Genomic DNA, 23,368 nt, shown 5'->3' with positions numbered 1-23,368 from the left:
AGCTATGCTAAAACAATTTGTCAACGGTCGCATTCTCACACCGAAAGGCTGGCTTGATGGCGGCTCCATTGTAACAGACGGCAACAGAATCAGATGTGTCTCAAACATCGACTTGCACGTTGTAGGAGCAGAAATCATCGACGTCAACGGGGGCTATATAGTTCCCGGTGGCATTGATATGCACACGCACGGAGGTGGAGGACGCGACTTTATCGAAGGCTGCGAGGACGCTTTCCGTGAAGCTGTCAACGCACACTTGAAGCATGGCACTACCTCAATATACCCCACACTGTCGTCATCGACTATCCCTACTATTGAGGCAGCATGCAATGTATGCGAAAAACTCATGGCTGAGGAGAACAGCCCTGTGCTCGGATTGCACATCGAGGGTTCGTACATCAACCCCAAAGAGGCTGGTGCACAGAACCCAGTGCTAATCAAGGCACCGGTAATCTACGAATACGAAACATTGCTAAGCAAGTACAAGTGCATAAAGCGTTGGGATGAAGCTCCAGAGCTGCCTGGCTCGGTGCGCTTCATCAAGACATGTAATATGCACGGCGTACTTACCGCTCTCACCTGCACACGCGCCACTTATAAGGACGTGGTAGAGGCTCACAAAGCCGGTATGACGCATGCCGCACACTTCTACAACGCTATGCCTGTAGTATACAAGGAGCACGAATTCAAGGTGCCCGGCACCGTAGAGAGCGTATATGCAATGCAAGACATGACTGTAGAGGTCATCGCTGACGGCTTGCACGTACCGCCAGTAATGCTCAAGGTGCTGCATAAGATTAAGGGAGTGGAGCACACAGCACTCATCACCGACTCTCTGGCATATGCAGCAAGCGAAGGCGACGTTTCTGCCGAGCCACGCGTGATAATGGAAGACGGCGTATGCAAGTTGGCCGACCGCTCGGCTCTTGCTGGTTCTATTGCCACTATGGACACCTTGATACGCACCTGCATACAGAAAGCCAACATTCCTATGGAAGACACTTTCCGTATGGCAAGCGAGACACCAGCCAAAATCATGGGCGTGTTCGACCGCAAGGGTTCTATCGAAGAAGGCAAGGATGCCGACATCATCGTATTTGACAAGGACATCAACCTCACCTACGTAATGCAGATGGGCAACGAGGTGGTGAACTATCTCTAAATATAAAAACGACAAAAGACAACATACACAACGTCTTCTGTACCTAAGCAATGGGCATAAGGTGTTGTATATGTTGTCTTTTGTCGTTTATAGTTGTATGGAGTTATACAGTTTTCTTCCTGCTACTTGTTGTAATCCTTCGGCGTAAACCTACGGTCGAAGTAAACAGTCTTCTTGTCCTTGTCCGAACGCAGAGTCCACTGGAAAGCAAAACCCTCCTTCTTGTACGGACGGAACGAAGTATTCTCACGTACATTAACAAGCAGAGCCTCAGCTATTTTGTCGCGGTTAAGGTCGAACACTTTAGCGTCGTCCAGATCGTCGACAGCCGAACAGTAGTAATGATAAGTCTTCGTATCCATTTCGAACACCACACTATCAGTACGCGTAAAGTTCTGGACAGGCGTAGGACAATACTTCTCTGTATACTCGCGAGCCTCACGTTGGGCACGCTTCTCCATATTCTCATGACAACCGCTGAGCAAGACAGAGCACAAGGCGGCGCAAAAAACAAAATATCTCATTTCGTGTATGTTTTGTAATAATTCGTACTTTAGCTACCTATAAGAAATGTGAAAGTATAAAATCACAACCTTATCAGGCACAAATTCTTATGCAAAGTTACCTATTTGTCGGAAAAAACGAGTATCTTTGCACATAAAACTGATATATATCAATGGACAATATAAGGAATTTCTGTATTATTGCCCACATCGACCACGGCAAGTCGACACTTGCCGACCGACTGTTGGAGCGTACGCAAACAATCAAGATAACTGAAGGTCAGATGCTTGACAATATGGATCTGGAGCGCGAACGTGGCATCACCATCAAGAGCCACGCCATCCAGATGGAGTACAAGTATAACGACCAGACATATATTCTCAATCTTATTGACACCCCGGGACACGTCGACTTCTCATACGAAGTGTCGCGAAGCATTGCTGCCTGCGAGGGCGCTCTGCTCGTTGTAGATGCCACCCAAGGCGTTCAGGCACAGACCATCTCAAACCTCTATATGGCTATAGAGCACGACCTTGAGATTATACCGGTGCTGAACAAGATCGATATGCCAAGCGCTATGCCCGACGAGGTAGAAGACGAGATTATAGAACTTATCGGTTGCAAGCGCGAGGACATACTGCGTGCGTCGGGCAAGACAGGCGAAGGCGTTGACGATGTGCTGAAAGCCATTGTTGAACGAGTGCCCCACCCCGTAGGCGACACAAAAGGTCCGCTTCAAGCACTCATCTTCGACTCGGTATTCAACTCGTTCCGCGGCATCATTGCCTACTTCAAGATAGAGAACGGAGAGATACGCAAGGGCGACAAGGTGAAGTTCTTCAACACTGGAATGGAGTATGTGGCAGACGAGGTAGGCGTACTGAAGATGGACATGGTGCCACGTCAGGTGCTCGGCACGGGCGAGGTAGGCTACATCATATCGGGCATCAAGGATGCCACTGAGGTTAAGGTAGGCGATACTATCACCCATGTCAACCGTCCATGTGACAAGGCTATCTCCGGATTCCAGGAAGTCAAGCCTATGGTATTTGCCGGTGTGTATCCCATTGACCCAAGCGAATACGAGAATCTGCGTGCTTCGCTCGAGAAGCTACAGCTCAATGACGCTTCACTGACATTCTCGCCAGAGTCGTCGGTAGCCCTCGGCTTCGGTTTCCGTTGCGGATTCCTCGGACTTCTGCACATGGAGATTGTGCAGGAACGACTCGACCGCGAATTCAACATGGACGTCATCACCACCGTGCCCAACGTATCTTATATGGTATACGACAAACAGGGAGGTGTCAAGGAAGTTCACAATCCGTCAGGATTGCCCGAGCAGACACTTATCGACCATATCGAAGAACCATACATACGTGCATCGATCATCACCACGACAAACTTCATTGGTCCTATCATGACGCTCTGCCTCGACAAGCGCGGCGAGCTTATCAACCAGGAATACGTCAGCGGCAACCGCGTGGAGCTGCACTTCATGCTGCCTCTCGGTGAGATTGTTATCGACTTCTACGACAAGCTCAAGTCGATAAGCAAAGGCTACGCATCGTTCGACTACCATATTGACGGATTCCGTCCGTCACGTCTTGCCAAGCTCGACATTTTGCTCAACGGCGAGCCAGTAGATGCTCTTTCGGCACTGACACATCAAGACAATGCCGTAAGCATGGGACGCAAGATGTGCGAAAAGCTGAAGGATCTCATTCCACGCCAGCAGTTCGACATTGCCATACAGGCAGCCATAGGTGCCAAGATTGTTGCACGCGAAACAATCAAGTGCGTGCGCAAGGACGTGACAGCCAAGTGTTATGGTGGCGACGTAAGCCGTAAGCGCAAGTTGCTCGAAAAGCAGAAGAAGGGCAAGAAGCGTATGAAGCAGATTGGCAACGTCGAGGTTCCGCAGAAGGCATTCCTCGCCGTGCTGAAGCTCGACTAATATCCGACGTAAGAAGGTCGATAAAAACAAAATACATATTCAACCAAAAATAATAAGTCAACTAAACAAATATAGAAAGGAAGGTAACTTATGAAAGAGTTGGTCGGCACAAACACGCGCGACATAGCACGTGAGTTGGCAAGACGTTACAGTACAATGACGCACGATGAGCTCGACGTGCTTGAGAGCATACTTGTACCCATCAAGTACGCCAAAGGCGAAATTGCACTCAGCGAAGGTGAAATATGCAAGAACTTCTTGTATATCGACAAGGGACTCATGCGCCAATTCTACTTTAAGCACGGCAAGGAAGTGACCGAACATCTGGCACAAGACCATACCATCGTAATGTGCATCGAAAGCCTCTTCAAGGAGGAACCAACCAAGCTGCAGATTGAGGCCATCGAGCCTACTGTAGTATACGCTCTGCCTAAGGCCGAGCTTGAAAGAGTGGCTATGCACAACGTCAACATACAGATACTCTACCGCAAGATATTGGAGGAAAGCCTCATCATGTCGCAGATACATGCCGACCTTGTGCGCTTTGAGACAGCACAAGACCGCTACAAGAGACTGTGCAAACTGATGCCGCAGGTGGTGTTGCGTGCACCGTTGGTGTACATAGCAAGCTATCTGCAGATGACCCCCGAGACATTGTCGCGTGTACGTGCATCTACTCTTCTCGACTAAGAGAGAACGTCACGCTATACAAATGACTTTTAACATTATCACAAAATGAAAAAAATATTGTTGTTAGGTTCGGGCGAATTGGGCAAAGAGTTTGTCATCGCCGCAAAGCGTGCAGGACAATATGTCATTGCATGCGACAGATACGAAGGCGCACCGGCAATGCAGGTTGCCGACGAGCACGAAGTGTTCAACATGCTTGATGGCGATGCCTTGACTGCTGTTGTTGAGCGTCATCACCCCGACATCATCGTGCCCGAAATAGAGGCTATACGCACTGAGCGCCTTTTCGACTTCGAGAAGGAAGGCATTCAGGTGGTGCCGAGCGCCCGCGCCGTAAACTATACAATGAACCGCAAGGCCATACGCGACCTCGCTGCTAAGGAATTAGGACTGCGTACAGCCAAATACTTCTACGCCACCACTCTCGAACAGCTCCGCGAGCACTCTAAGGAGATTGGTTTTCCATGCGTAATCAAACCCCTTATGTCGTCATCGGGTCACGGACAGAGCATTGTTCGCGGACCGGAACAGCTTGAGAAGGCATTCAACGATGCTATGGAAGGAAGCCGTGGCGACGTGAAGGAGATAATTATCGAGGAATTCATCCACTTCGACTCTGAGTTCACTCTGCTCACAGTAACACAGAAGAACGGCCCCACACTGTTCTGTCCGCCTATCGGACACGTACAGAAAGGTGGCGACTATCGCGAGAGCTGGCAGCCGTTCCAGTTGCCTGAGGACGAATTGCGCAAGGCAGAAGACATGGCAGAGAAGGTGACAAAGGCACTTACCGGTGCCGGTATCTGGGGCGTTGAATTCTTCCTTACAAAGGAGGGTGAAGTGATATTCAGCGAACTTTCACCGCGTCCGCACGACACTGGAATGGTTACACTGGGCCATACAACAAACCTCTCAGAGTTTGAACTCCACTTCCGCGCAGTAATGGGACTGCCCATAGCAGGCATTCATCTTGAGCATGCAGGAGCAAGTGCCGTAGTTCTTTCACCCACAGAGACAAATGACCCATTGCCCTACAACTTCATGGATGCACTCAAAGAAGATTACACACGAGTACGTATCTTCGGTAAGGGGGAGGCACACGTAGGTCGTCGCATGGGCGTAGTGCTCTGCTATGGCGAACCGACAGCCGACACCACACAGCTTCGTGAAAAGGCAAAGCGACTCGCAGCAACAGTGCTTGGTACCGACCCATATATGGATAAGTAACAAGACAAAGCTATATACATAAGTTTCGCAAGTCGTCGACTTGCGAAACTTTTTTTATTAATCATTATGAACAAGATCATTTCATCCAAATCATCAAGCCACCATATTGCAACATTGCAATCTATGCGTTTCGTATTCTGCATGCAGATTTTCATCTGCCACTATTTTAGCAATCTTGGTTTTCACGGTTTTGATTATGGAGGCGATGCAGGTGTATCATTCTTCTTCATACTAAGTGGATTTGTATTGAGCATTGGATGCGGTACAAGAGTAGAAGAAGGAACATTCCGGTACGTTCAATTCCTACGCAAACGCCTTGCAAAAATATATCCACTTCATTTGGTTACATTCATCATAGCTTTATGTATGAGCTTTGTAGCTGGAGTGAAATTCGATGTCATAAAGACATTTCTGCATATTTTTATGCTTCAAGAGTTTACTCTATCCGAAGACATGCTGAGATATGGCACAGGACTTTCATGGTTTCTTGGAGCATTGTTCTTTTGCTATTTGTTGTTTCCTTTTCTCTACAGACAATTGATAGTATCACGCAACAAAGTGTTCGGCGCACTATTAACGATATATATACTATTAGCACTTGCCATAGAGTCATGTTGCAACAACTCTGCAATAGACGACTTCGTATATGCTTTTCCACCATTACGTATCATTGATTTTATATTAGGAATAGTATTGTATCGCCTGTATATCACAAACTTCTCCATACGCATCAAGCAATGGATTTGCCGACAGCCAGCCTTTATGCTGTCAATACTTGACATAATAGTTGTGTCAATTTCTGCATTGACATTTATCCCATACTCTTCATTGCCATCATGGATACGTTTCGCTCCATTGTTTTGGCTACCATTCAGTTTGTCAATCTACTGGTTTGCCATATCAAGCAACACACATGGTATTCTTTCAAGACTATTAAAACATCGAGCACTTGTATTCTTGGGCAACATCAGCTTTGAAATATACATGCTTCATGGCATAGTAATAACACTATGTATATACATTTGGGGACATATTATAGGATATGACAAGGTATGCAATCCCATGCTTTTTGTAATAAGCCTTGCAATGTCAATAGTTGCTGCCTACGTATTCGCAATAATTATGAGAATCGGGCGTTATAAGTATAAAAAGAATATCAATGAACTGGAATAATTATTCAATCATAGATTTTCCAAAGATAATCGACCCTCGTGGCAATCTTACCGTTGCAGAGAATATGCAACACGTGCCTTTCGACGTGCGTCGGGTATATTGGACGTACGATGTTCCGGCAGGCGAGAGTCGTGGCGGACATGCCCACAAGCAATGTCGTGAGGTGATTATTGCCGTAAGTGGGTCGTTCACTGTGACACTCGACAATGGCAGCGAAAAGCAATCGTTTCATCTCAATCACCCTTGGCAAGGACTGCTTGTAGAAACAGGCATATGGCGTACACTCGACGACTTCTCGTCGGGTGCGGTATGTCTTGTTTTGGCTTCCGAACCATTTGATGAGGAAGACTATATAAGAGAATACAATAGCTACATTAACTATATACAAAAGAAATGTTCGAAGTAAAAAGATACACTCCTGAAGACAAATCCATATGGGATAAATATGTCGACAAAGCACGCAACGCCACATTCCTTTTCCATCGCGACTATATGGATTATCACGCCGACCGTTTTCGGGATCATTCACTTCTGTTTTATAAAAACAGTAAACTGTATGCCTTATTGCCAGCCCACCAGATTGACAATACACTGTACTCACACTTTGGTCTGACATATGGTGGACTGATAATGGACATCAATGTGACTATAGTAGACACATGCGATTTGTTTGATGCACTCAACGATTATCTTCGTAGCATTGGTATTGTGAAAGTTATGTATCGTCCTGTACCTTGGATTTACCACTTACATCCGTCAGAAGAAGACCTTTATGCTATATTCTGGAGATGCAAAGCCCAATTGTCTGTGCGCAATATTGGCACTACCATATTTGTAAACCAACATTTGCGTTGGCGAAAGGACCATCTGCGCAGACTCCAAAAGGCACACGAAGCAGGAGTAACAGTCGAACGCAATGCAAGTATTGACGAATTCTGGCGCATTCTTGAAGACAATTTACGCAAACGCTTCAACTCTAAACCTGTTCACTCTTTGGCAGAAATAAAAATGCTAAAGGAACGCTTTCCCGATAACATCATACAATACAATGCCTACAAGGACAGACAGATAATAGGAGGACTGACTGTTTATCTCAGCCAGCAAGTTGTACACGGACAGTATAGTGCTACCAATGATGCCGGCAAAGAGTATGGTGCAATGGAGGCAATATACGAACAGCTTATGTATAAAGACTATCCTAATGTGCCGTATCTCGACTTTGGAAGCAGTACTGAAAATAATTGTAGTGTAATAAATGCAGGACTTATTGCCCATAAAGAAGGCTATGGTGGTCGCGGCGTGTGCTACGACACCTACGAATGGGAGGTTTAGAATTTGGAATGTTGAATGTGGAGTGTTGAATGTTAAGTGTTGAGTTATGGATATGATAAAGTTTCTTGACCTAAAGGCTGTGACGGCGATGCATGCCGACGAAATAAGTGCTGCCGTACAGCGTGTTGTGGATAGCGGATGGTATCTGCAAGGCAACGAGAACAAGGCGTTCGCCGAGGAGTATGCCCGTTATATCGGCACACGCTATTGTGTAGGTTGCGGCAACGGACTTGATGCGCTTACACTAATCTTGAGGGCTTATAAGGAGATGGGCCGACTGCACGACGGCGACGAAGTGATAGTACCAGCCAACACCTATATAGCCACAATTCTTGCCATAACCGAAAACAATCTGACGCCTGTGCTCGTCGAACCGCGCATTGATACATTCCAGATTGACGACAGTCTGATTGAACGCGCCATAACCAACCGCACACATGCCGTAATGATTGTCCATCTCTACGGACAATGTGCATACACCGAACGTATTCACGCAATATGCCATAACCACAACCTGCTGCTTATCGAGGACAATGCCCAGGCTCACGGATGCCGATACAACGACCGTCTTACCGGCTCATTGGGCAATGCCGCTGCCCATAGCTTCTATCCCGGCAAAAACCTTGGGGCATTGGGCGATGGCGGTGCCGTCACTACCGACGATGAAGAGCTGGCAACGATGATTGGCACATTAGGCAATTACGGGTCCGAGCGCAAGTATGTGTTCGACTATAAGGGTCGCAACAGTCGCCTTGACGAGATTCAAGCTGCCGTACTGCGTGTGAAGCTGAAGTATCTTGATGCCGACAATGCACGCCGTCGCTCTATAGCCATGCAATACATCGAGAATATAGACAATCCCTTGCTTACTCTTCCTTCTGCCCACTATTGCCAGCACAGCGTACATCACATCTTCCCCGTGCTGTGCAGCGAGCGCGAACGTTTGCAGCAACATCTGCTCAAGCAAGGCATACAGACAATGATACACTACCCCATTCCGCCCCATCGCCAGCAATGCTATGCCAGTATGTCAACACTATCGTTGCCCGTCACCGAGCGCATACACCGCGAAGAGCTAAGCCTTCCGCTTAACCCCACGCTCGAACAAGAGGAAATAGAACGAATCATAGAAGCTGCCAACAGTTTCAAGTAATACAACTGAATTATTGCAGTCCATCTAACAATTATTCTCCCTTATATTGCTTTGTTGTTCTGTGTTTTACAGGAACACATCAATTGGGATGCCTGATTTATGCATATCAGTTCTTTGTCAGTACCACATAAGTAACACTTCAGTACCACATAACTGAAACTCCAGTACCACCTATATGAAACTCCAGTACCAGTTAGGCGGTACTGGAAACGGTACTGGAAGCGTGCATCAAGCTTATTGTACTTGCGATATACTATGCGGGCTGAACCATATTGATTCCTATTGCTTTTCAAAAGGACTCCTTTTGCCTTTCAAAAGGACTACATTTGCCTGCCAAAAGGACTCCTTTTGGAGTGCAAAAGGACTACATTTGGAATGCAAAAGGACTACATTTCCGGCTCCTCCTAATTATGTGTAGTATACAGTATCGCTTTAGCGACGCAACAAGCCACTCATCCACAATCCTGCAAATGTCAGCAATCCATTAAGCATAAGGAGTTCGTAACCGAACTTGTATCCCCACAGACTTTGGGCTGCTGTGTCTATGGCAAAGCACAATAGAGGCGAGGCTACGGCTATGTATGGCACGAGACGGTCGGCAACAGCACGGCGCGTTACAAGGCCGAAGGCAAAAAGACCGAGCAGCGGACCGTAGGTGTAAGAGCACATTACGTATATGGCATCGATTACACTGGTGGAGTTGAGCATACGAAACAGCAGTATGAACGCCACGAACACTACGGCTACACCTATGTGCGCACGTCGGCGCAGACGCTCGTCTGTGGGACGCTCGCGTATGTCTACACAATAGCTTGTGGTGAGTGCAGTCAGAGCAGAGTCGGCACTTGAGAACGAAGCCGCAACAACACCTATGGTGAAGAGCACCGTAACCATGCTGCCCAACCTGCCCGTAGCTGCAAACATAGGCAACAGTTCGTCGCCACTTGTCGGCAGAGCTATGCCGTCGCGTTGTGCCAGCATCATCAGCAGCACGCCGAGCGACATGAACAGCAGGTTGGCAGGCACAAAGGCAAATCCGTATGTACACACATCCTTCTGTGCTTCGCGCAGCGTGCGGCACGTCAGGTTCTTCTGCATCATGTCCTGATCGAGTCCGGTCATGACAATTGCTATGAAGGCACCGCTGAACAACTGCTTCCAGAAGTTCTGCGTCGAGAAGAAATCGTCCATCACAAACATACGGCTATGCGTGTCGGCTGCTATGGCACGCACCGCCTCGGGCATGCTCATGCCCAACTGTGCCACCACATTATATATAATAAGTATAAGGGCGGCAAACATGCACGTGGTCTGGAACGAGTCGGTCCACACCAGTGTCTTTATGCCGCCTCGGCGTGTATACAGCCATATCAGCAATGTCATGCCCACTACCGTGACAACGAAGGGCACGCCGACGGCATCGAGCACAAATCGCTGCAAGATGATGCACACCACATAGAAGCGCACGGCAGCACCCGTCATCTTCGAAATCAGGAAGAACCACGCTCCCGTCTTGTACGAGCACTTGCCGAGCCGCCCCTGCAGATAAGTGTAGATGGTGGTGAGATTGAGTCGGTAATAAACCGGCAACAGCACAAAGGCTATGACAAAATAGCCCAGAATAAATCCTATACACGTCTGGACGTAGGTCATGTCGGTGCGCATGGTCATGCCAGGCACACTGACAAACGTTATACCCGAAATTGATGCACCCACCATACCAAACGCCACCATGTACCACGGCGAACGTCGGTTGGCCCTAAAGAACGTTTCGTTGTCGGCATCGCGGCGGGCCGTGAGCCTGCTGAACCCCATAAGAGCAGCAAAATACAGAATAATGGTTAAGAGTATAAGCATTATTTAAACTTTTTAATCGCGTGCAAAATTAGTGTTTTATATTTATTTGAGCTAACTTTGCAGTATAATAGTGACATATTTTTAAGACTCATGCAACGCATATGAAACAATTAACGAATAAATTTGTGAAGACCAAACGGATAGCTATTATGAGCCTGAGAGTCTTCATCGGACTGTTTTTGTTTACCGCACTTGTCAGCGGACGCCCCAATGACAAGGCTGTGATGCTGCGCGGCACCGTCGTCAATCAAGACGGAGTCGGTATTGAGGGCGTAGTGGTCAACAACGGACGCGAGTTCTGCCGCACAGACAAACGCGGCACATGGAAATTGCCTACCGACACAACGGTGAGCAAGTTTATCGCCATATCCACTCCACGCGAATATGTACTGCCACAGCAGAACGGACTGGCTGCGGGCTACTACATTCCCATAAGCAAGGCTATTGCCCACCGCACTACCAACCAATTCACACTGCAGCGACGCGACTCCATATCCAACCGCTTCCACTACATCGTAGTGAGCGACCCGCAAATACTCAATGCTCACGACATGAAACGATGGCGCAACGAGACGGTTGACGACATAATGCATACGGCAAGCCGGCTGCGCAAGACGGGCGACGTGATAGGAATGTCGCTTGGCGACGTGGTGTTTGACAACATGTCGCTTTATCCGCAGTATGTCAACTCCATCAAAAGCCGCCGTATGACTTTCTTCCAGTGTATCGGCAACCACGACTTCGACAAGCGCCACGCCGACCTGCACAACTCCGAACCGGGCGTGGAGGAATATGCCGAAAAAATGTTCGGCAAGTACTTCGGACCCGTAAACTACTCGTTCAATATCGGACGTTGCCACATCGTCACAATGAAGAACATCGACTATCGTGGCGGATGCAAGTATGAGGAGCAGTTTACCGATGCCGAACTGCAATGGCTCGAACGCGACCTCAGCTATGTGCCGAAGGACATGGTGGTGATACTGAACATGCACGCACCCGCATGGAACAAGATGGAGACCATCGACAACATTCTCAATGCCGACCGTCTGGCTAAGATACTCGCCCCATACGAGACACACGTCTTTGCCGGACACACCCACTTCTTCGAGAATGCGGAGGTGACACCACGACTCTATCAGCACAACATTGCAGCAGCTTGCGGAGCTTGGTGGACAAGTACGCTCAACCGCGACGGCGCTCCTAATGGATATATGGTGGTGAATGTAGACAGCACCGACCTTAAATGGTCGTATCGTGCCGTGGGACATAAGCAGAACATACAGATGCGTGTGTACAAGCCGGGCGAATTCGCCTCACAGCGCGACTACGTTGTGGCTAACGTATGGGACTGGGATCCGCACTGCCGCGTGGTGTGGTATGAAGACGGCAAGTATAAGGGACAGATGCAACGCTTCACTTCATACGACGATGCCTTCCTCAAGACAAAGCCCCGCAAACATCAGCTGGCACTGACGCAACACCTCTTCCGAGCCCGCCCCACGTCAAAGAAGTACCGCCGCATAAAGGTGATATTCATCAACCGATTCGGTGCAACATTCAGCTACTCCATCGAGAATCTCAACAACAGGCCGTTCCTGCTAGAATAGTTGAGAGTTGAGGGTTTAGAATTGAGAGTTATGATTACCTTTTATATATAATATGTAAATTACGTATATAACACTACATAATTATACAACTACATAATTATGAATAATAATCCAAGCATATCATGACTCTCAATTCTCAACCCTCTACTCTAAACTAAAAAAATACTTGTGACATAAAAATATTATTTGTAACTTTGCAATCTCCTTAATCTACAAAGCATAAGATTATTTACTAAAAACTATAATATTTATGAGAATCAAAACGACCAACCCGTTGCGTCTCGCCGTTGTTTTTCTGTTTATCGCGATGACAGCAATGGCACAAGCGGCAACCGACGATTTCGACGTGCTTATGCAACGCATACGCAAAGACTTCAGCCGAAATCCCAACATCGAAGCTACATTCAAGCAGTATGACGCCAGCAAGGGTGCCTTCACCGACATCGACTATTCACGCGACGACCTCACCAACTGGCCACCGCTCAAGCACCTTGAGCGTCTGCAGCAGTGGGCTGCAGCCTACACCAACAGCAAGAACAAGCACTACGGCGAGGAAGCTCTCTACGAAAACATAGTAAAGGCTCTGCAGCATTGGCAGAATGTCAATCCCAACTGCCGCAACTGGTGGTACAACCAGATAGCCGAACCGCAGTCGCTCGGCATCACTCTTATCCTGCTTCGCTCTGGAAAGAAGCAGGTGCCGCACGAACTTGAGACAGCCATACTCAACCGTATGCGCGAGGAAGGCGGCGATCCAGCCAAGTGGACTGGTGCCAACCGTACCGACATCTGCCTCCATTGGATTTACCGTTCTTGCCTTGAGCGCAACGAGAAAGACCTCAGCACAGCCATGCAGCTCGTGTTCGACCCCGTGCGCTACACTACAGAGGAAGGCTTCCAGCACGACAACTCTTACTTCCAGCATAGCGTTCAGCTGTACATCGGTGGCTATGGCGACGAGGTATTGAAGGGTGTTACGCAGGTCGCAATGTACGCATTGGGCACCAAGTATGCTCTCTCTGCCGAGAAGGTGCAGATTCTTAGCAAGTTCATGCGCGAGACCTACTATCAGACTATACGCGGACAATACATGCTGTGGGACGTTATGGGACGCAGTGTGAGCCGTCGCAATATGCTCAACAAGAAGGATAAGGCAAAGTTTGCACAGCGCATGATTGAACTCGACCCGAAACACGCCGACGAGTTCCGTCAGATTATCGACCGCATGAACGGCAAGCAGCAGCCTTCGTATGCCATACAGCCTCGCCATACACACTACTTCCGTGCCGACTACTCTCTGCACGTTCGTCCGGGATATATCTTCGACGTTCGTCTGGTGTCCAACCGTACGGCACGCCTGGAGTATGGCAACCGCGAAAACCTCAAGACTTACTTCGCAAGCGATGGATGCAACTCTATCGTGAAGCACGGTGACGAATACTTCAACATATTCCCCACATGGGACTGGGCACGCATTCCCGGCACTACAGCTCCACATCTCGACGAGATTCCTCTAGCCAAGAAAGACTGGATGCAGCCTGGCACATCGAAGTTTGCAGGTGGCGTCAGCGACTCTATCTATGGCGCTACTACTTACGCCTACAACGACCGTTGGGACGGCATCAACACCGAAGCTAAGAAGTCGTGGTTCTTCTTCGATAACGAGATTGTTTGTCTCGGCGCTGGCATCACCTCAGACAACGAGGCTCCGATAATGACATCTCTCAACCAGTGCCTTGCCAACAGAGGCGACAAGCTGACTTATGCCAACGTTAAGGGTGCTGCCACAGAAGGCACATCGGCTGAAGGCAACAACGTGGCATGGGTAATGTACGACGGCGTTGGCTATGCTATGCCTAACGGCGGAAACGTAAAGGCTGAGATAAAGAAACAGTCGGGCACATGGCATGCCATCAACCAGACTCAGATCAAGACCGAACAGACCAACGACGTATTCTCTGTAACGCTCGACCACGGTGCAAAGCCCAACAATGCCACATACGCATACATCGTAGTGCCTGAGGCTAACACAGCCGACCGTATGGCTGAATATGCCAAGCACAAGCACATCGCCATTCTGAGCAACACACCGCAGATTCAGGCTGTACAGCAGACCGATCTCGGCGTATGGCAGGCTGTATTCTTCGAGGCTAGTCAATATAAGGACAAGAACATCACACTGACTGCCGACCGTCCGTGCGCTGTAATGATACGCCGCATGCCTAATGGCTCAACAGTAATGCACGTGGCTGACCCTGCACAGAAGCAGCAGCCCATCAACATCAGCGTGAAACTGAAGGACATGAAAAAAGCCGCAACCGTAAACTGCGACTTCACTGGTACCGGTATCTATGCCGGTGCGACAAAGAAGTATACACTTTAAAAATTGATAATTGAGAGTTGAGAGTTGAGAGTTATGATATGCTTTGTTGTGTCCATAATTATACAGTAGCAATTATACTAATACAATAAGGTAATCATAACTTTCAACTTTCAATTTTCAACTCTCAACTAAAGAGAAGCCCCTCAAACAACCTCCCATAATACTCCGCCTTCTTCTCTACCTTTAGCGGATACGCCCTTGAGCTGCTTGGCATTCGCCAGAGCCTCAACATTCTTCCTTCAAATTCAAACTCTACATATTCGCCTACACGTGGTTCGCCACTTATGTCGAAACACTCGCGCAGCACGTCAGTGGCCTTCTGTCCCGTTGTTACAATGGCTTCAAGACGAGGCAATGAGCGCACCATAGCCTTCAAGTCAGTAGGCTCAACCACCTCCAAGTCTTTGTCGGCAGCAGTGTTCTTCAGTCGGCGCACAGCCGTAGCCGTGTCGTACATGCCAATACCCTTGGCAGTAAGGAAATCGATTATCGCATCCAAACAGAATGTCTTACGCTCTACATCAACAAAGTGGAGCTTATCACCAAAGAAACACAAGCCAAAGATACGCCACATATCGTTGGTGAAATTGGGATAATAGAAATGCATTGACCAACGCTTCTCGGCGGGTGGAAAACTGCCAAGCATCAGCAGACGACAGCCTTCAGGAAGAAAAGGCTCAAATGGATGACGTTCAACTGGAAACATTTTGGGTTTTGAATTTTGAATTTTGAGTTTTGAATTGTTCTCGGCTACGCCTGCGATTTTGAATTATTCAATTATGAATTGGCGCTTTGCGAGTTTTGAATTTTGAGTTTTGAATTATGAGTTTTGAATTATGAGTTGCTATACATTATTATATATAGCATTCACTGATTCTGAACACAAAATTAATGAAATTAATCGGGTGAAGAGCAAAAAACGAAATATTCTTGTAAATAAATTTGCAAAATACAAAAAAAGTACGTATCTTTGCACTCGCTTTTGAAACATAAGGCAAACACGGAGATCCGCTAGCTCAGCTGGTAGAGCACAACACTTTTAATGTTGGGGTCATGGGTTCGAGCCCCATGCGGATCACCAATAACAAAACAAAAAAGAGGACTTTACCGAAGTAAAGTCCTCTTTTTTTGTTTATCAGCAATAGTTTTGTTTATGGTTTATAACCAGTGGTTTTGTTTATGGTTTGTCACCACTGGTGAATTATGCTATCATCAATATCTTGCGCTGAATGTGCTTACGCTATATACCTTGTAATTGAAGCCATCTTCTTCATCCATATATTCGTTGTACATACGCATCTGCTTGCCGTCGAAGCGCACTGTCATGTCCATATAGTCGTCATCATCGTCAAAGTCGTCATCGCCAAATTCGAACGGTTCGTAGCAGCGCAGTATGCCATTTTGCTTGTCCTTCCATTCCCAGCGTCCAATCTCCACTTCGCCGTCCATATAGAAACACATGAATGTTCCGCATGGCGAGAAGATAACGCGGCGACAGTAATCATCATCGTCGAGGATGTCGTCCTCATCAAATCCCCACTGCTTGCCTTCCGGTGTGATGATGATGTCTTGCTTCACTTTGAAGAAGTTGTCAAGCCATTGCTTGCCGTATCCGATATACGCCTTGTCAGTGTAAAGCCATGCCTCCTGACTGTCCATTCTCCATGAACGACACAACTGGCGAACAGCCTCATCGGTCTTATAATTGAAATCGACGTTTACCATAATCGTTATGTCAACGCCATTGAAGTTGGTATATGTCACCGTTACAACTCCTACTACGTCACCATTCTTATTAATCTTGATTTTGGTGCCGTTGCTCAATTTATATACACCATCCTTCTCATGTGTGAATTTGCCATAAATATACAGACCGTTGTCAAAATCTACCGATCCGTTGATGTCGGTAGCACGTGTTGCCACGCGCGAGAACTTAGGTTTGTTGCCGGCATTGTTTTTAGTGATGAGGAAATGGCCGTCAGCAAAGAGTTCGATTGATTTGAATTCGGGGGCAACAGCTCCATCGCCCCATTTCGTCACATCCATTTTAACGGCATCATTGGCATACTGCTCATTCTCGAAATTACCAAATGTAAACTTGGCTGATGGTTTGGCACTGTCGGGAATACGCATCTGATTGCCGTCATCGTCATTACTACAAGCCATAAAGACAAACGAAGCAATAGCAATAATAAAAGAATAAATAAGGTTCTTTTTCATAATGTTTCGTTTTTAGTTGTTAATGTTTACGTTTAGTTATCTTACTGTTGCAAAGATATACAATATACTTCAGCCAAACAAGTGTTCCGAAATAGATTAATCTATAGGAATATCTAACGAACTCTAAAGATTGTAAAAACAGCCAATAACAATCATCTGACTACATAAATAAACTAAAAGGAACGGCGGGCTCCCATCCGACGCACAGCAGAAAATCTATAGCTTAAAATGCCAACTGTGCGTCGGACAGGAGTCCGCCGTTCCTATATCAAACTGTATATACTGTTGCCCTATTCTGTTATCACAACCGTAACGCCACGTGCAGCCTGCGCTCCCATGACAAGAGCCTGCTCGATGTCGGCTGTCTTCGACGGACCAGAAATGAACGTTCCGAGTCCGGTAGCAGGCATTTTGATGCGTGCGTAAGCCTCGTGCATATTATTGACGATGCCGCTTTTGGGCAGCACAATTACGAGATACTCGCATATGAAGCACACCGCCTTCTGCTTCATCGACTGCGGAATCCACACACATCCGTTCTCTGCCACACCTATCTGACCTCTCACCACACCAACATCGGTGCCGTTAAGAGCCTGCGCATCTGCCACGGTGTCGGGATTGAGCGTAGCTATACGCACCTCAGGCAGACTGGAAGCCACAACCTTGGCATCGGGATAAGCCTTACGTATGATGTCGTCAAGACTGTCGCCCGTTGCTGCCTCCACCACATTGGCACCCACAGCCTGACTCATCTCGATGAATTGGGCTACGGTGTCATCGTAAGTGATGCCTTGAATATCGTCGGCAGGCATATCGTATTGCTCGCGCGTATTGCTGCGGAGTTTCTGCAAAAGTTCTTCTTTATAATTACCCATCAGAATTCAACATTAATCATTAAACACTCAACATTTAACACTTAACATTCAACACTAAACCTTCCCATTCTTCCAGAGTTCCTGAAACGACTCCTTGGCAAACTCAGGCTTAGTATGTCCAACGCTCCAAGGATTCACTCCACGTACACGTGTGATTTTGTCGGGCACGATATTGGCCAACGGAGCCAGACGCAAGGCGGCAGCATACAGATGCGGATGTTCAAACAAAGCCTCCATACCCATCGACATGAACTTCTTCATAGGGTCGGCACGATGTAGCGAGTCGAGTTTCTGACGCCACAGATATATCTGCGAGCCAGGACCAACCTTCGACGGACACACATTGTCGCACGACAAGCACAGCGTACAAGCCGACACATTGTCGCTATAACAACTGGCATTGCGCAGCATACCAAGGTTCACGCCAATAGGTCCGGGAATGAAGTAAGTATACGAATAGCCACCCGAACGGCGATAGACCGGACAGGTGTTCATGCACGATCCGCAACGAATGCACTTCAAAGTCTCCCAATGGTCGCTGTCAGCGAGAATGTCGCTTCGACCGTTGTCTACAAGTATGACATGCATCTCAGCCCCCGGACGCGCCTGACGGAAGTGCGACGTGTATGCAGTAGTAGGCTGTCCTGTAGCCGAACGGCACAGCAGACGCTGGAAAACGGCAAGCGAACTGTAGTCGGGCACAATCTTCTCTATGCCCATAGCCACAAGATGAAGCTTAGGCATCGACGTAGACATATCGGCATTGCCTTCATTGGTGCACACCACTATGTCGCCCGACTCAGCCACACCGAAGTTGCAGCCCGTCATTCCAGCCCCAGCCTCCATGAATTGGTTGCGCAGGTGCATACGTGCGCAGCGTGTCAGATATGTAGGGTCGTAATTGCCAATATGCTTGCTGATGCCTTTCTCTTCAAACATACGGCCCACTTCCTCACGTTTCAGGTGAATAGCCGGCATCACTATATGACTCGGCTTCTGATGAAGCAGTTGCAGAATACGCTCGCCGAGGTCGGTCTCCACCACGTCTATGCCGTTCTGTTCGAGATAAGGATTCATGCCACACTCCTCAGTAAGCATCGACTTCGACTTCACCATCTTCTTCACGCCGTGCTTCTGAAGAATTTCGAGCACCGTCCTGTTGAAATCGTCTGCCGTGCGTGCCCAGTGCACAATCACGCCACGGTTCTCCAGCTGACCGGCAAACTGCTCCAGATAGTCAGCCAGATGTGTTATGGTGTGACGTTTGATTTGGCTGGCATGTTCGCGTAGCTGTTCCCACTCGTCCAGTCCCTTAGCCATCTGGTCGCGCTTCTGTCGGAGCGCCCAGAACGTAGCGTCGTGCCACGTTGTCTTCTCTCTGTTTTCGTTGAAGCGGCGAGCCGCTTTGCTGTGTAGTGTACTCATAGTCCTGCTGCCAATATCTGTACTACATGAATGAATTTAATAGGCTTGTTCTCCTTGCGTGCTATGCCCTGCATGTGCATCAGGCACGACGAGTCTGGCCCCGTGATGTATTCGGCTCCAGTAGCCATATGTCGTGCTATCTTGTCCTCGCCCATTCGTGTCGACACGTCAGGTTCCTCCACCGAGAACATACCGCCAAATCCGCAGCACTCGTCCTTGCGTTCGGGTTCGCGTATGGTGATGCCGTCGACAAGACGCAGCAAGTCGACAATCTTGTTAAACTGTGGCACGTTGCGTTCGGAGGGCGATGACAATCCAAGCTCGCGCACTCCGTGACACGAGTTGTGTACACTCACCACGTGGGGGAAGCTTGCCTTAAGGCTGGTGGGCTTCACTACGTCGTGAATGAACTCCACTACGTCCATTATCTTTTTCGATGTGAGGCACTCATGATGTCCCTTAGCCAATCGTGGATGATACAACTTGACGAAAGCAGCACACGATGCCGATGGTGCCACGACATAATCGAATCCGGCAAACTTCTCATCGAAACTGTCGGCTATCTTGCCTGCCATCTTTTCAAATCCTGCATTGGCCATAGGCTGTCCACAACAAGTCTGGTCAAGGGGGTAGGCTACGTCAAGTCCAAGACTCTTGAGGAGCTTGTATGTGGCTACTCCTACCTCGGGATAGAGTGCGTCGACGTAGCAGGGAATAAACAATCCTATTCTCATAATGTTAAAAAAGTCATCCGCTTATTAAGAAAACTATCAATTAATGCGATGCAAAAGTAATAAAAATCAAATAAAATCGAAATGTTGAAATTAAGCAATTTTATAGATTTAAATTATTTAACGTTGCGTTTTTATGCGTTTTTTTACTATCATTGCATGCAATATTATCAGCGTCATCGCATTATAAGTATAGACAACATACAACAAACGTATTACACCAATGCATCACAGACTATATATATTAATAATGTGTACGCTGCTGCTCACAGCCATGTCGCTGGCTTCGTGCAGTGTCGACGACGCACCCGACAAGCAGTTCAACATGAGCTACAACTCACAGTCGGGCACGCCATACAGCGGAAAATGGGATGTCAGCGGCAAGAGCATCGACAAGATACTGATGAGCGAAGTCGGCACAACCTTCATGTTCGGCGCCATACCTACCATGCAGATTGTACAAACCATATTCGCCGGGCACGCCATCGAGGGCGTTTCCACCGGAGCGCAGAGCGTGGCTTACGAGTCGGTGCAGCAATCCGACGGCACAATAGTATACGCCATAAAGCCTTCGGTGTGGCAGATTGAAGTGCAGACTGACGGCAAGCGCCACAACTTACAGCTCATGCTGGGGCCCACCAATGCCTCTACCGACCAGCAGTCGTGGGGCAAATACACTACTAAGACTCGTGTGCTGACCGTGTTTCTGCACATCACCGCCTACACCATCGACAATGGCGACACACACCCCCTACAACTGAAACTCACTTACACCGGCACCCCCATAACCGACTGTTGAAACTTTTGAAACCTGAAGAGCGCCTCGTGCGCGACATACAGAACGGCGACCGCGCTGCCATGCGACGGCTCTACGACCAGTATTCGGGATATGTCATGGCTATTGTCATGCGATATGTTCCGGACAGGGACGACGTGGCCGATGTAGTGCAGGACACTTTCGTCAGGATATTCACGTCGATGCGCCAATATGAGTATCGTGGCGAGGGCACGCTCAAGCTCTGGCTGTCGAGGGTTACTGCCAATGAGGCGCTCGGTTTTCTGCGCCGCAAGGGCAGCATAACGTTCACTGACAACATACCCGACTCTCCTACCGACGACGAACCAGACATAAGCCAGATCTCAGACGAGGCGCTTTCCGAAATGATTGCATCGCTGCCCGAGGGCTACAGAGTGGTGCTCAACCTATACGTTTTCGGCCAAATGAGCCACAAGGAGATAGCCGACGAACTGGGTATAACGCCCAGCACATCGGCTTCGCAATATTATCACGCAAAGAAGATGTTGGCTAACAAGATTAAGGAATACAACAAAAGACTCGAAATATGAAACAAAACGATTGGACCAGCAAGCTGCACGAACGTCTCGACGGCCATAAGGCTACTGTGCCCGACGGATTGTGGGACAAGATAGCTACACGACTCGACGACGACAACACTGCCACACCTGCACCTCACGTCAACACTCCCTCCCGACCAAAGACTGCACGTATAGTTGCTATGGCTTTGTCGGCTGCCGCATCGGTGGCTGTTGTGGTGACGGTGGCGCTACGAATGAACGACGACACTATTAATAATGTGGCGCACAAGTTCGACCGCCCGGCTGCATCTTTGCACAATCCGGCTCCGTCGTCGGTTGTCAATGCACCGCAAAGACTTATGGCTCGCATCACATCAACTACTCCTGCATCCGAGCCGATGGCACAAACACCGGAGGCGGCAGTGCTGCTGGCTGAAGCCGCACCGCTATCTGTGGATACTACATATCGCTCCGTATGCGAGACTCCAGCCAACGACCTGCAAACCATAACGGCTCCTGACGAGAGCAATGCAACACCTGACGAGCGCAACTCTACGTCAAGGATGCACAAAGGCGGCAACACCAACAGAACCTACAACAAGCCTTCGGCTACGTCGTATGCCCTGACGCGACAGACAAAGCACGCCCAGCAGTCTAATAGATGGAACATAGGAGTGCATGCAGAAGGCATAACCACCGACAGCCGCAACACCCAGCGCCCCATGCTCATGGCCACTCGCGAGTCGGACATGCTTGCTTCGGGCAATCCCAACAAGGTGCAGTCGGTGCTGTCGAACGCCCCATTGCAGCTTGCCGACTATTCGCAGACCAAGCACCACTACCACCCTATGTCGTTCGGACTGTCGGTTGGCTACAACATCACGCCTCGCCTCACACTCACTACGGGCATGGTATACACCTACGCCTCGTCCGACTTCACCAGTTCGGCAGCCGGCGATGACATCATAGAGACCCAACGTCTGCACTACATCGGTGTTCCGCTCAACTTGAAGTATAAGGTTTGGGGCAACAACGCCATCCATACTTACGCCATAGCAGGCTGCCAAGCCGATTTCAACGTATCTGCCAAGATGCAGACAGGCGGCATTACCACCGATGCAGACAAGGACCACACGCAATGGTCGGTAGGTGGAGCAGTGGGCGTTCAGTACAACATCATACCTCGCATGGGCATCTACGCCGAGCCTGGCGTGCGCTACTACATCGACAACAAGAGCAGCGTGGAAACTATATTCAAGGAGAAAAAGCTCAACTTCAACCTGCAGTTGGGCGTTAGAGTGGAGCTTTGACAATGTTGAATGTGGAATGTTGAATGTGGAATGTTAAGTGTTAAGTTTGTGAGAAGCAAAGCTAACTGTAGGAGGTTATGGCGTCCCCGCCATAACCTAAGCAAGCAGACAACACAAACTATAACAAATAGGAATGAGCCGACAGACTGCTCAGGCTAAGGCGAGGACGCCATAGCCTCCTAATAATTTGCAGTCGAAGGCGTAGCCGAGAACAACTCAAAATTCAAAACTCAAAATTCCTAATTCCCACAGGCAACAATTCAAAACTCAATAATTCAAAATCGCAGGCGTAGCCGAGAACAACTCCTAATTCCTAACTCCTAATTCCTAATTCGAAAAGGGCTCCTTTTGGCTTACAAAACGAGTCCTTTTAGCATGCAAAAGGAGTCCTTTTACACCTCAAAACGAATACATTTGAAGTGCAAAAGGACTCTTTTTTTTTTAA

20 protein-coding genes and 1 tRNA gene are annotated in these 23,368 nt (G+C 48.3%); 14 read left to right on the top strand and 7 right to left on the bottom strand.

Annotated elements, in window-relative coordinates; all coding sequences use genetic code 11:
* Positions 1 to 4: 4 nt before the first annotated feature.
* Positions 5 to 1,162 carry an N-acetylglucosamine-6-phosphate deacetylase gene (gene nagA, locus I6E49_RS07905; protein ID WP_235401644.1) on the top strand — a complete coding sequence of 386 codons (1,158 nt, stop codon included), beginning with the start codon at positions 5 to 7 and terminating at the stop codon, positions 1,160 to 1,162.
* A gap of 122 nt (positions 1,163 to 1,284) precedes the next feature.
* Here nagA and I6E49_RS07900 read toward each other — a convergent pair whose 3' ends face one another.
* Positions 1,285 to 1,686 (bottom strand): hypothetical protein, encoded by a 402-nt coding sequence (locus I6E49_RS07900; protein WP_235401642.1) that lies wholly within the window; start codon positions 1,684 to 1,686, stop codon positions 1,285 to 1,287.
* Positions 1,687 to 1,838: 152 nt separating this feature from the next.
* On the opposite strand from I6E49_RS07900, the gene lepA reads away from it, so the two are divergent.
* The 7 genes from lepA to I6E49_RS07865 all read left to right on the top strand — a co-directional run bounded on the left by lepA (position 1,839) and on the right by I6E49_RS07865 (position 9,195).
* The gene (gene lepA, locus I6E49_RS07895) at positions 1,839 to 3,620 is read left to right on the top strand and encodes a translation elongation factor 4 (protein ID WP_235401640.1); all 1,782 of its coding nucleotides are present in this window, start codon (positions 1,839 to 1,841) and stop codon (positions 3,618 to 3,620) included.
* Positions 3,621 to 3,710: 90 nt separating this feature from the next.
* Entirely contained in the window at positions 3,711 to 4,310 is a 600-nt protein-coding gene (locus I6E49_RS07890) for a Crp/Fnr family transcriptional regulator (protein ID WP_235401638.1), read from the top strand.
* 45 nt (positions 4,311 to 4,355) lie between these two features.
* Positions 4,356 to 5,537: a formate-dependent phosphoribosylglycinamide formyltransferase gene (gene purT, locus I6E49_RS07885; protein WP_235393364.1), complete on the top strand. Its 1,182-nt coding sequence runs from the start codon at positions 4,356 to 4,358 to the stop codon at positions 5,535 to 5,537.
* Between the two features lie 66 nt (positions 5,538 to 5,603).
* Entirely contained in the window at positions 5,604 to 6,710 is a 1,107-nt protein-coding gene (locus tag I6E49_RS07880) for an acyltransferase family protein (protein ID WP_235401635.1), read from the top strand.
* Complete coding sequence (locus tag I6E49_RS07875) at positions 6,697 to 7,116, top strand: sugar 3,4-ketoisomerase (protein ID WP_235401633.1); 420 nt, start codon at positions 6,697 to 6,699, stop codon at positions 7,114 to 7,116. The genes I6E49_RS07880 and I6E49_RS07875 overlap by 14 nt, the downstream gene beginning before the upstream one ends.
* Positions 7,104 to 8,042 (top strand): GNAT family N-acetyltransferase, encoded by a 939-nt coding sequence (locus tag I6E49_RS07870; RefSeq protein WP_235401630.1) that lies wholly within the window; start codon positions 7,104 to 7,106, stop codon positions 8,040 to 8,042. The genes I6E49_RS07875 and I6E49_RS07870 overlap by 13 nt, the downstream gene beginning before the upstream one ends.
* 52 nt (positions 8,043 to 8,094) lie before the next feature.
* Positions 8,095 to 9,195 carry a DegT/DnrJ/EryC1/StrS family aminotransferase gene (locus tag I6E49_RS07865; RefSeq protein WP_235401627.1) on the top strand — a complete coding sequence of 367 codons (1,101 nt, stop codon included), beginning with the start codon at positions 8,095 to 8,097 and terminating at the stop codon, positions 9,193 to 9,195.
* 432 nt (positions 9,196 to 9,627) lie between these two features.
* Here the strand turns inward: I6E49_RS07865 and I6E49_RS07860 are convergent, their stop codons facing one another.
* Positions 9,628 to 11,052: a sodium:solute symporter gene (locus I6E49_RS07860; RefSeq protein WP_235401624.1), complete on the bottom strand. Its 1,425-nt coding sequence runs from the start codon at positions 11,050 to 11,052 to the stop codon at positions 9,628 to 9,630.
* A gap of 101 nt (positions 11,053 to 11,153) precedes the next feature.
* On the opposite strand from I6E49_RS07860, the gene I6E49_RS07855 reads away from it, so the two are divergent.
* The gene (locus tag I6E49_RS07855; RefSeq protein WP_235401621.1) at positions 11,154 to 12,662 is read left to right on the top strand and encodes a calcineurin-like phosphoesterase C-terminal domain-containing protein; all 1,509 of its coding nucleotides are present in this window, start codon (positions 11,154 to 11,156) and stop codon (positions 12,660 to 12,662) included.
* 250 nt (positions 12,663 to 12,912) lie between these two features.
* Positions 12,913 to 15,045 carry a polysaccharide lyase 8 family protein gene (locus I6E49_RS07850; protein ID WP_235401620.1) on the top strand — a complete coding sequence of 711 codons (2,133 nt, stop codon included), beginning with the start codon at positions 12,913 to 12,915 and terminating at the stop codon, positions 15,043 to 15,045.
* A gap of 124 nt (positions 15,046 to 15,169) precedes the next feature.
* Here the strand turns inward: I6E49_RS07850 and I6E49_RS07845 are convergent, their stop codons facing one another.
* Positions 15,170 to 15,751, bottom strand: a complete 582-nt coding sequence (locus I6E49_RS07845) for a uracil-DNA glycosylase family protein (protein WP_235401618.1) — start codon at positions 15,749 to 15,751, stop codon at positions 15,170 to 15,172.
* Positions 15,752 to 16,050: 299 nt separating this feature from the next.
* Here I6E49_RS07845 and I6E49_RS07840 point away from each other — a divergent pair.
* Positions 16,051 to 16,126: transfer RNA gene (locus I6E49_RS07840), tRNA-Lys, on the top strand.
* Between the two features lie 131 nt (positions 16,127 to 16,257).
* Here I6E49_RS07840 and I6E49_RS07835 read toward each other — a convergent pair.
* From I6E49_RS07835 to I6E49_RS07820, 4 genes are all read right to left on the bottom strand, one after another.
* Positions 16,258 to 17,265: a hypothetical protein gene (locus tag I6E49_RS07835; protein WP_235401616.1), complete on the bottom strand. Its 1,008-nt coding sequence runs from the start codon at positions 17,263 to 17,265 to the stop codon at positions 16,258 to 16,260.
* 290 nt (positions 17,266 to 17,555) lie between these two features.
* A complete protein-coding gene (locus I6E49_RS07830) occupies positions 17,556 to 18,140 on the bottom strand; it encodes a LutC/YkgG family protein (RefSeq protein ID WP_235401614.1) in 585 nt (194 codons plus the stop codon).
* A 54-nt stretch (positions 18,141 to 18,194) separates the two neighbouring features.
* Complete coding sequence (locus I6E49_RS07825; RefSeq protein WP_235401613.1) at positions 18,195 to 19,565, bottom strand: lactate utilization protein B; 1,371 nt, start codon at positions 19,563 to 19,565, stop codon at positions 18,195 to 18,197.
* Positions 19,562 to 20,299 (bottom strand): (Fe-S)-binding protein, encoded by a 738-nt coding sequence (locus I6E49_RS07820; RefSeq protein ID WP_235401611.1) that lies wholly within the window; start codon positions 20,297 to 20,299, stop codon positions 19,562 to 19,564. The genes I6E49_RS07825 and I6E49_RS07820 overlap by 4 nt, the downstream gene beginning before the upstream one ends.
* Positions 20,300 to 20,519: 220 nt before the next feature.
* Here I6E49_RS07820 and I6E49_RS07815 point away from each other — a divergent pair, with 220 nt between their 5' ends.
* Genes I6E49_RS07815 through I6E49_RS07805 form a run of 3 tightly spaced genes read left to right on the top strand, consistent with a single transcriptional unit; the run spans position 20,520 to position 22,923 of the window.
* On the top strand, positions 20,520 to 21,095 hold the full coding sequence (locus I6E49_RS07815) for a hypothetical protein (protein ID WP_235401608.1): 576 nt from the start codon (positions 20,520 to 20,522) through the stop codon (positions 21,093 to 21,095).
* Between the two features lie 5 nt (positions 21,096 to 21,100).
* A complete protein-coding gene (locus I6E49_RS07810) occupies positions 21,101 to 21,643 on the top strand; it encodes an RNA polymerase sigma factor (protein WP_235401605.1) in 543 nt (180 codons plus the stop codon).
* Positions 21,640 to 22,923 (top strand): outer membrane beta-barrel protein, encoded by a 1,284-nt coding sequence (locus I6E49_RS07805; RefSeq protein ID WP_235401604.1) that lies wholly within the window; start codon positions 21,640 to 21,642, stop codon positions 22,921 to 22,923. Before I6E49_RS07810 ends, I6E49_RS07805 begins: the two co-directional genes overlap by 4 nt.
* The last annotated feature ends 445 nt before the right edge of the window (positions 22,924 to 23,368 follow it).

The sequence above is a fragment of the Leyella stercorea genome (assembly GCF_021531655.1).
The sequence above is the reverse complement of the archived record's forward strand: the minus strand, read 5'-3'. Positions and strand labels throughout refer to the sequence as shown.

What these genes read in the sequence shown, in the direction of transcription:
- nagA (WP_235401644.1), top strand. Translation starts at nt 5, where the DNA reads ATGCTAAAACAATTTGTCAACGGTCGCATTCTCACACCGAAAGGCTGG.
- I6E49_RS07900 (WP_235401642.1), bottom strand. Translation starts at nt 1,686, where the DNA reads ATGAGATATTTTGTTTTTTGCGCCGCCTTGTGCTCTGTCTTGCTCAGC.
- lepA (WP_235401640.1), top strand. Translation starts at nt 1,839, where the DNA reads ATGGACAATATAAGGAATTTCTGTATTATTGCCCACATCGACCACGGC.
- I6E49_RS07890 (WP_235401638.1), top strand. Translation starts at nt 3,711, where the DNA reads ATGAAAGAGTTGGTCGGCACAAACACGCGCGACATAGCACGTGAGTTG.
- purT (WP_235393364.1), top strand. Translation starts at nt 4,356, where the DNA reads ATGAAAAAAATATTGTTGTTAGGTTCGGGCGAATTGGGCAAAGAGTTT.
- I6E49_RS07880 (WP_235401635.1), top strand. Translation starts at nt 5,604, where the DNA reads ATGAACAAGATCATTTCATCCAAATCATCAAGCCACCATATTGCAACA.
- I6E49_RS07875 (WP_235401633.1), top strand. Translation starts at nt 6,697, where the DNA reads ATGAACTGGAATAATTATTCAATCATAGATTTTCCAAAGATAATCGAC.
- I6E49_RS07870 (WP_235401630.1), top strand. Translation starts at nt 7,104, where the DNA reads ATGTTCGAAGTAAAAAGATACACTCCTGAAGACAAATCCATATGGGAT.
- I6E49_RS07865 (WP_235401627.1), top strand. Translation starts at nt 8,095, where the DNA reads ATGATAAAGTTTCTTGACCTAAAGGCTGTGACGGCGATGCATGCCGAC.
- I6E49_RS07860 (WP_235401624.1), bottom strand. Translation starts at nt 11,052, where the DNA reads ATGCTTATACTCTTAACCATTATTCTGTATTTTGCTGCTCTTATGGGG.
- I6E49_RS07855 (WP_235401621.1), top strand. Translation starts at nt 11,154, where the DNA reads ATGAAACAATTAACGAATAAATTTGTGAAGACCAAACGGATAGCTATT.
- I6E49_RS07850 (WP_235401620.1), top strand. Translation starts at nt 12,913, where the DNA reads ATGAGAATCAAAACGACCAACCCGTTGCGTCTCGCCGTTGTTTTTCTG.
- I6E49_RS07845 (WP_235401618.1), bottom strand. Translation starts at nt 15,751, where the DNA reads ATGTTTCCAGTTGAACGTCATCCATTTGAGCCTTTTCTTCCTGAAGGC.
- I6E49_RS07835 (WP_235401616.1), bottom strand. Translation starts at nt 17,265, where the DNA reads ATGAAAAAGAACCTTATTTATTCTTTTATTATTGCTATTGCTTCGTTT.
- I6E49_RS07830 (WP_235401614.1), bottom strand. Translation starts at nt 18,140, where the DNA reads ATGGGTAATTATAAAGAAGAACTTTTGCAGAAACTCCGCAGCAATACG.
- I6E49_RS07825 (WP_235401613.1), bottom strand. Translation starts at nt 19,565, where the DNA reads ATGAGTACACTACACAGCAAAGCGGCTCGCCGCTTCAACGAAAACAGA.
- I6E49_RS07820 (WP_235401611.1), bottom strand. Translation starts at nt 20,299, where the DNA reads ATGAGAATAGGATTGTTTATTCCCTGCTACGTCGACGCACTCTATCCC.
- I6E49_RS07815 (WP_235401608.1), top strand. Translation starts at nt 20,520, where the DNA reads ATGCATCACAGACTATATATATTAATAATGTGTACGCTGCTGCTCACA.
- I6E49_RS07805 (WP_235401604.1), top strand. Translation starts at nt 21,640, where the DNA reads ATGAAACAAAACGATTGGACCAGCAAGCTGCACGAACGTCTCGACGGC.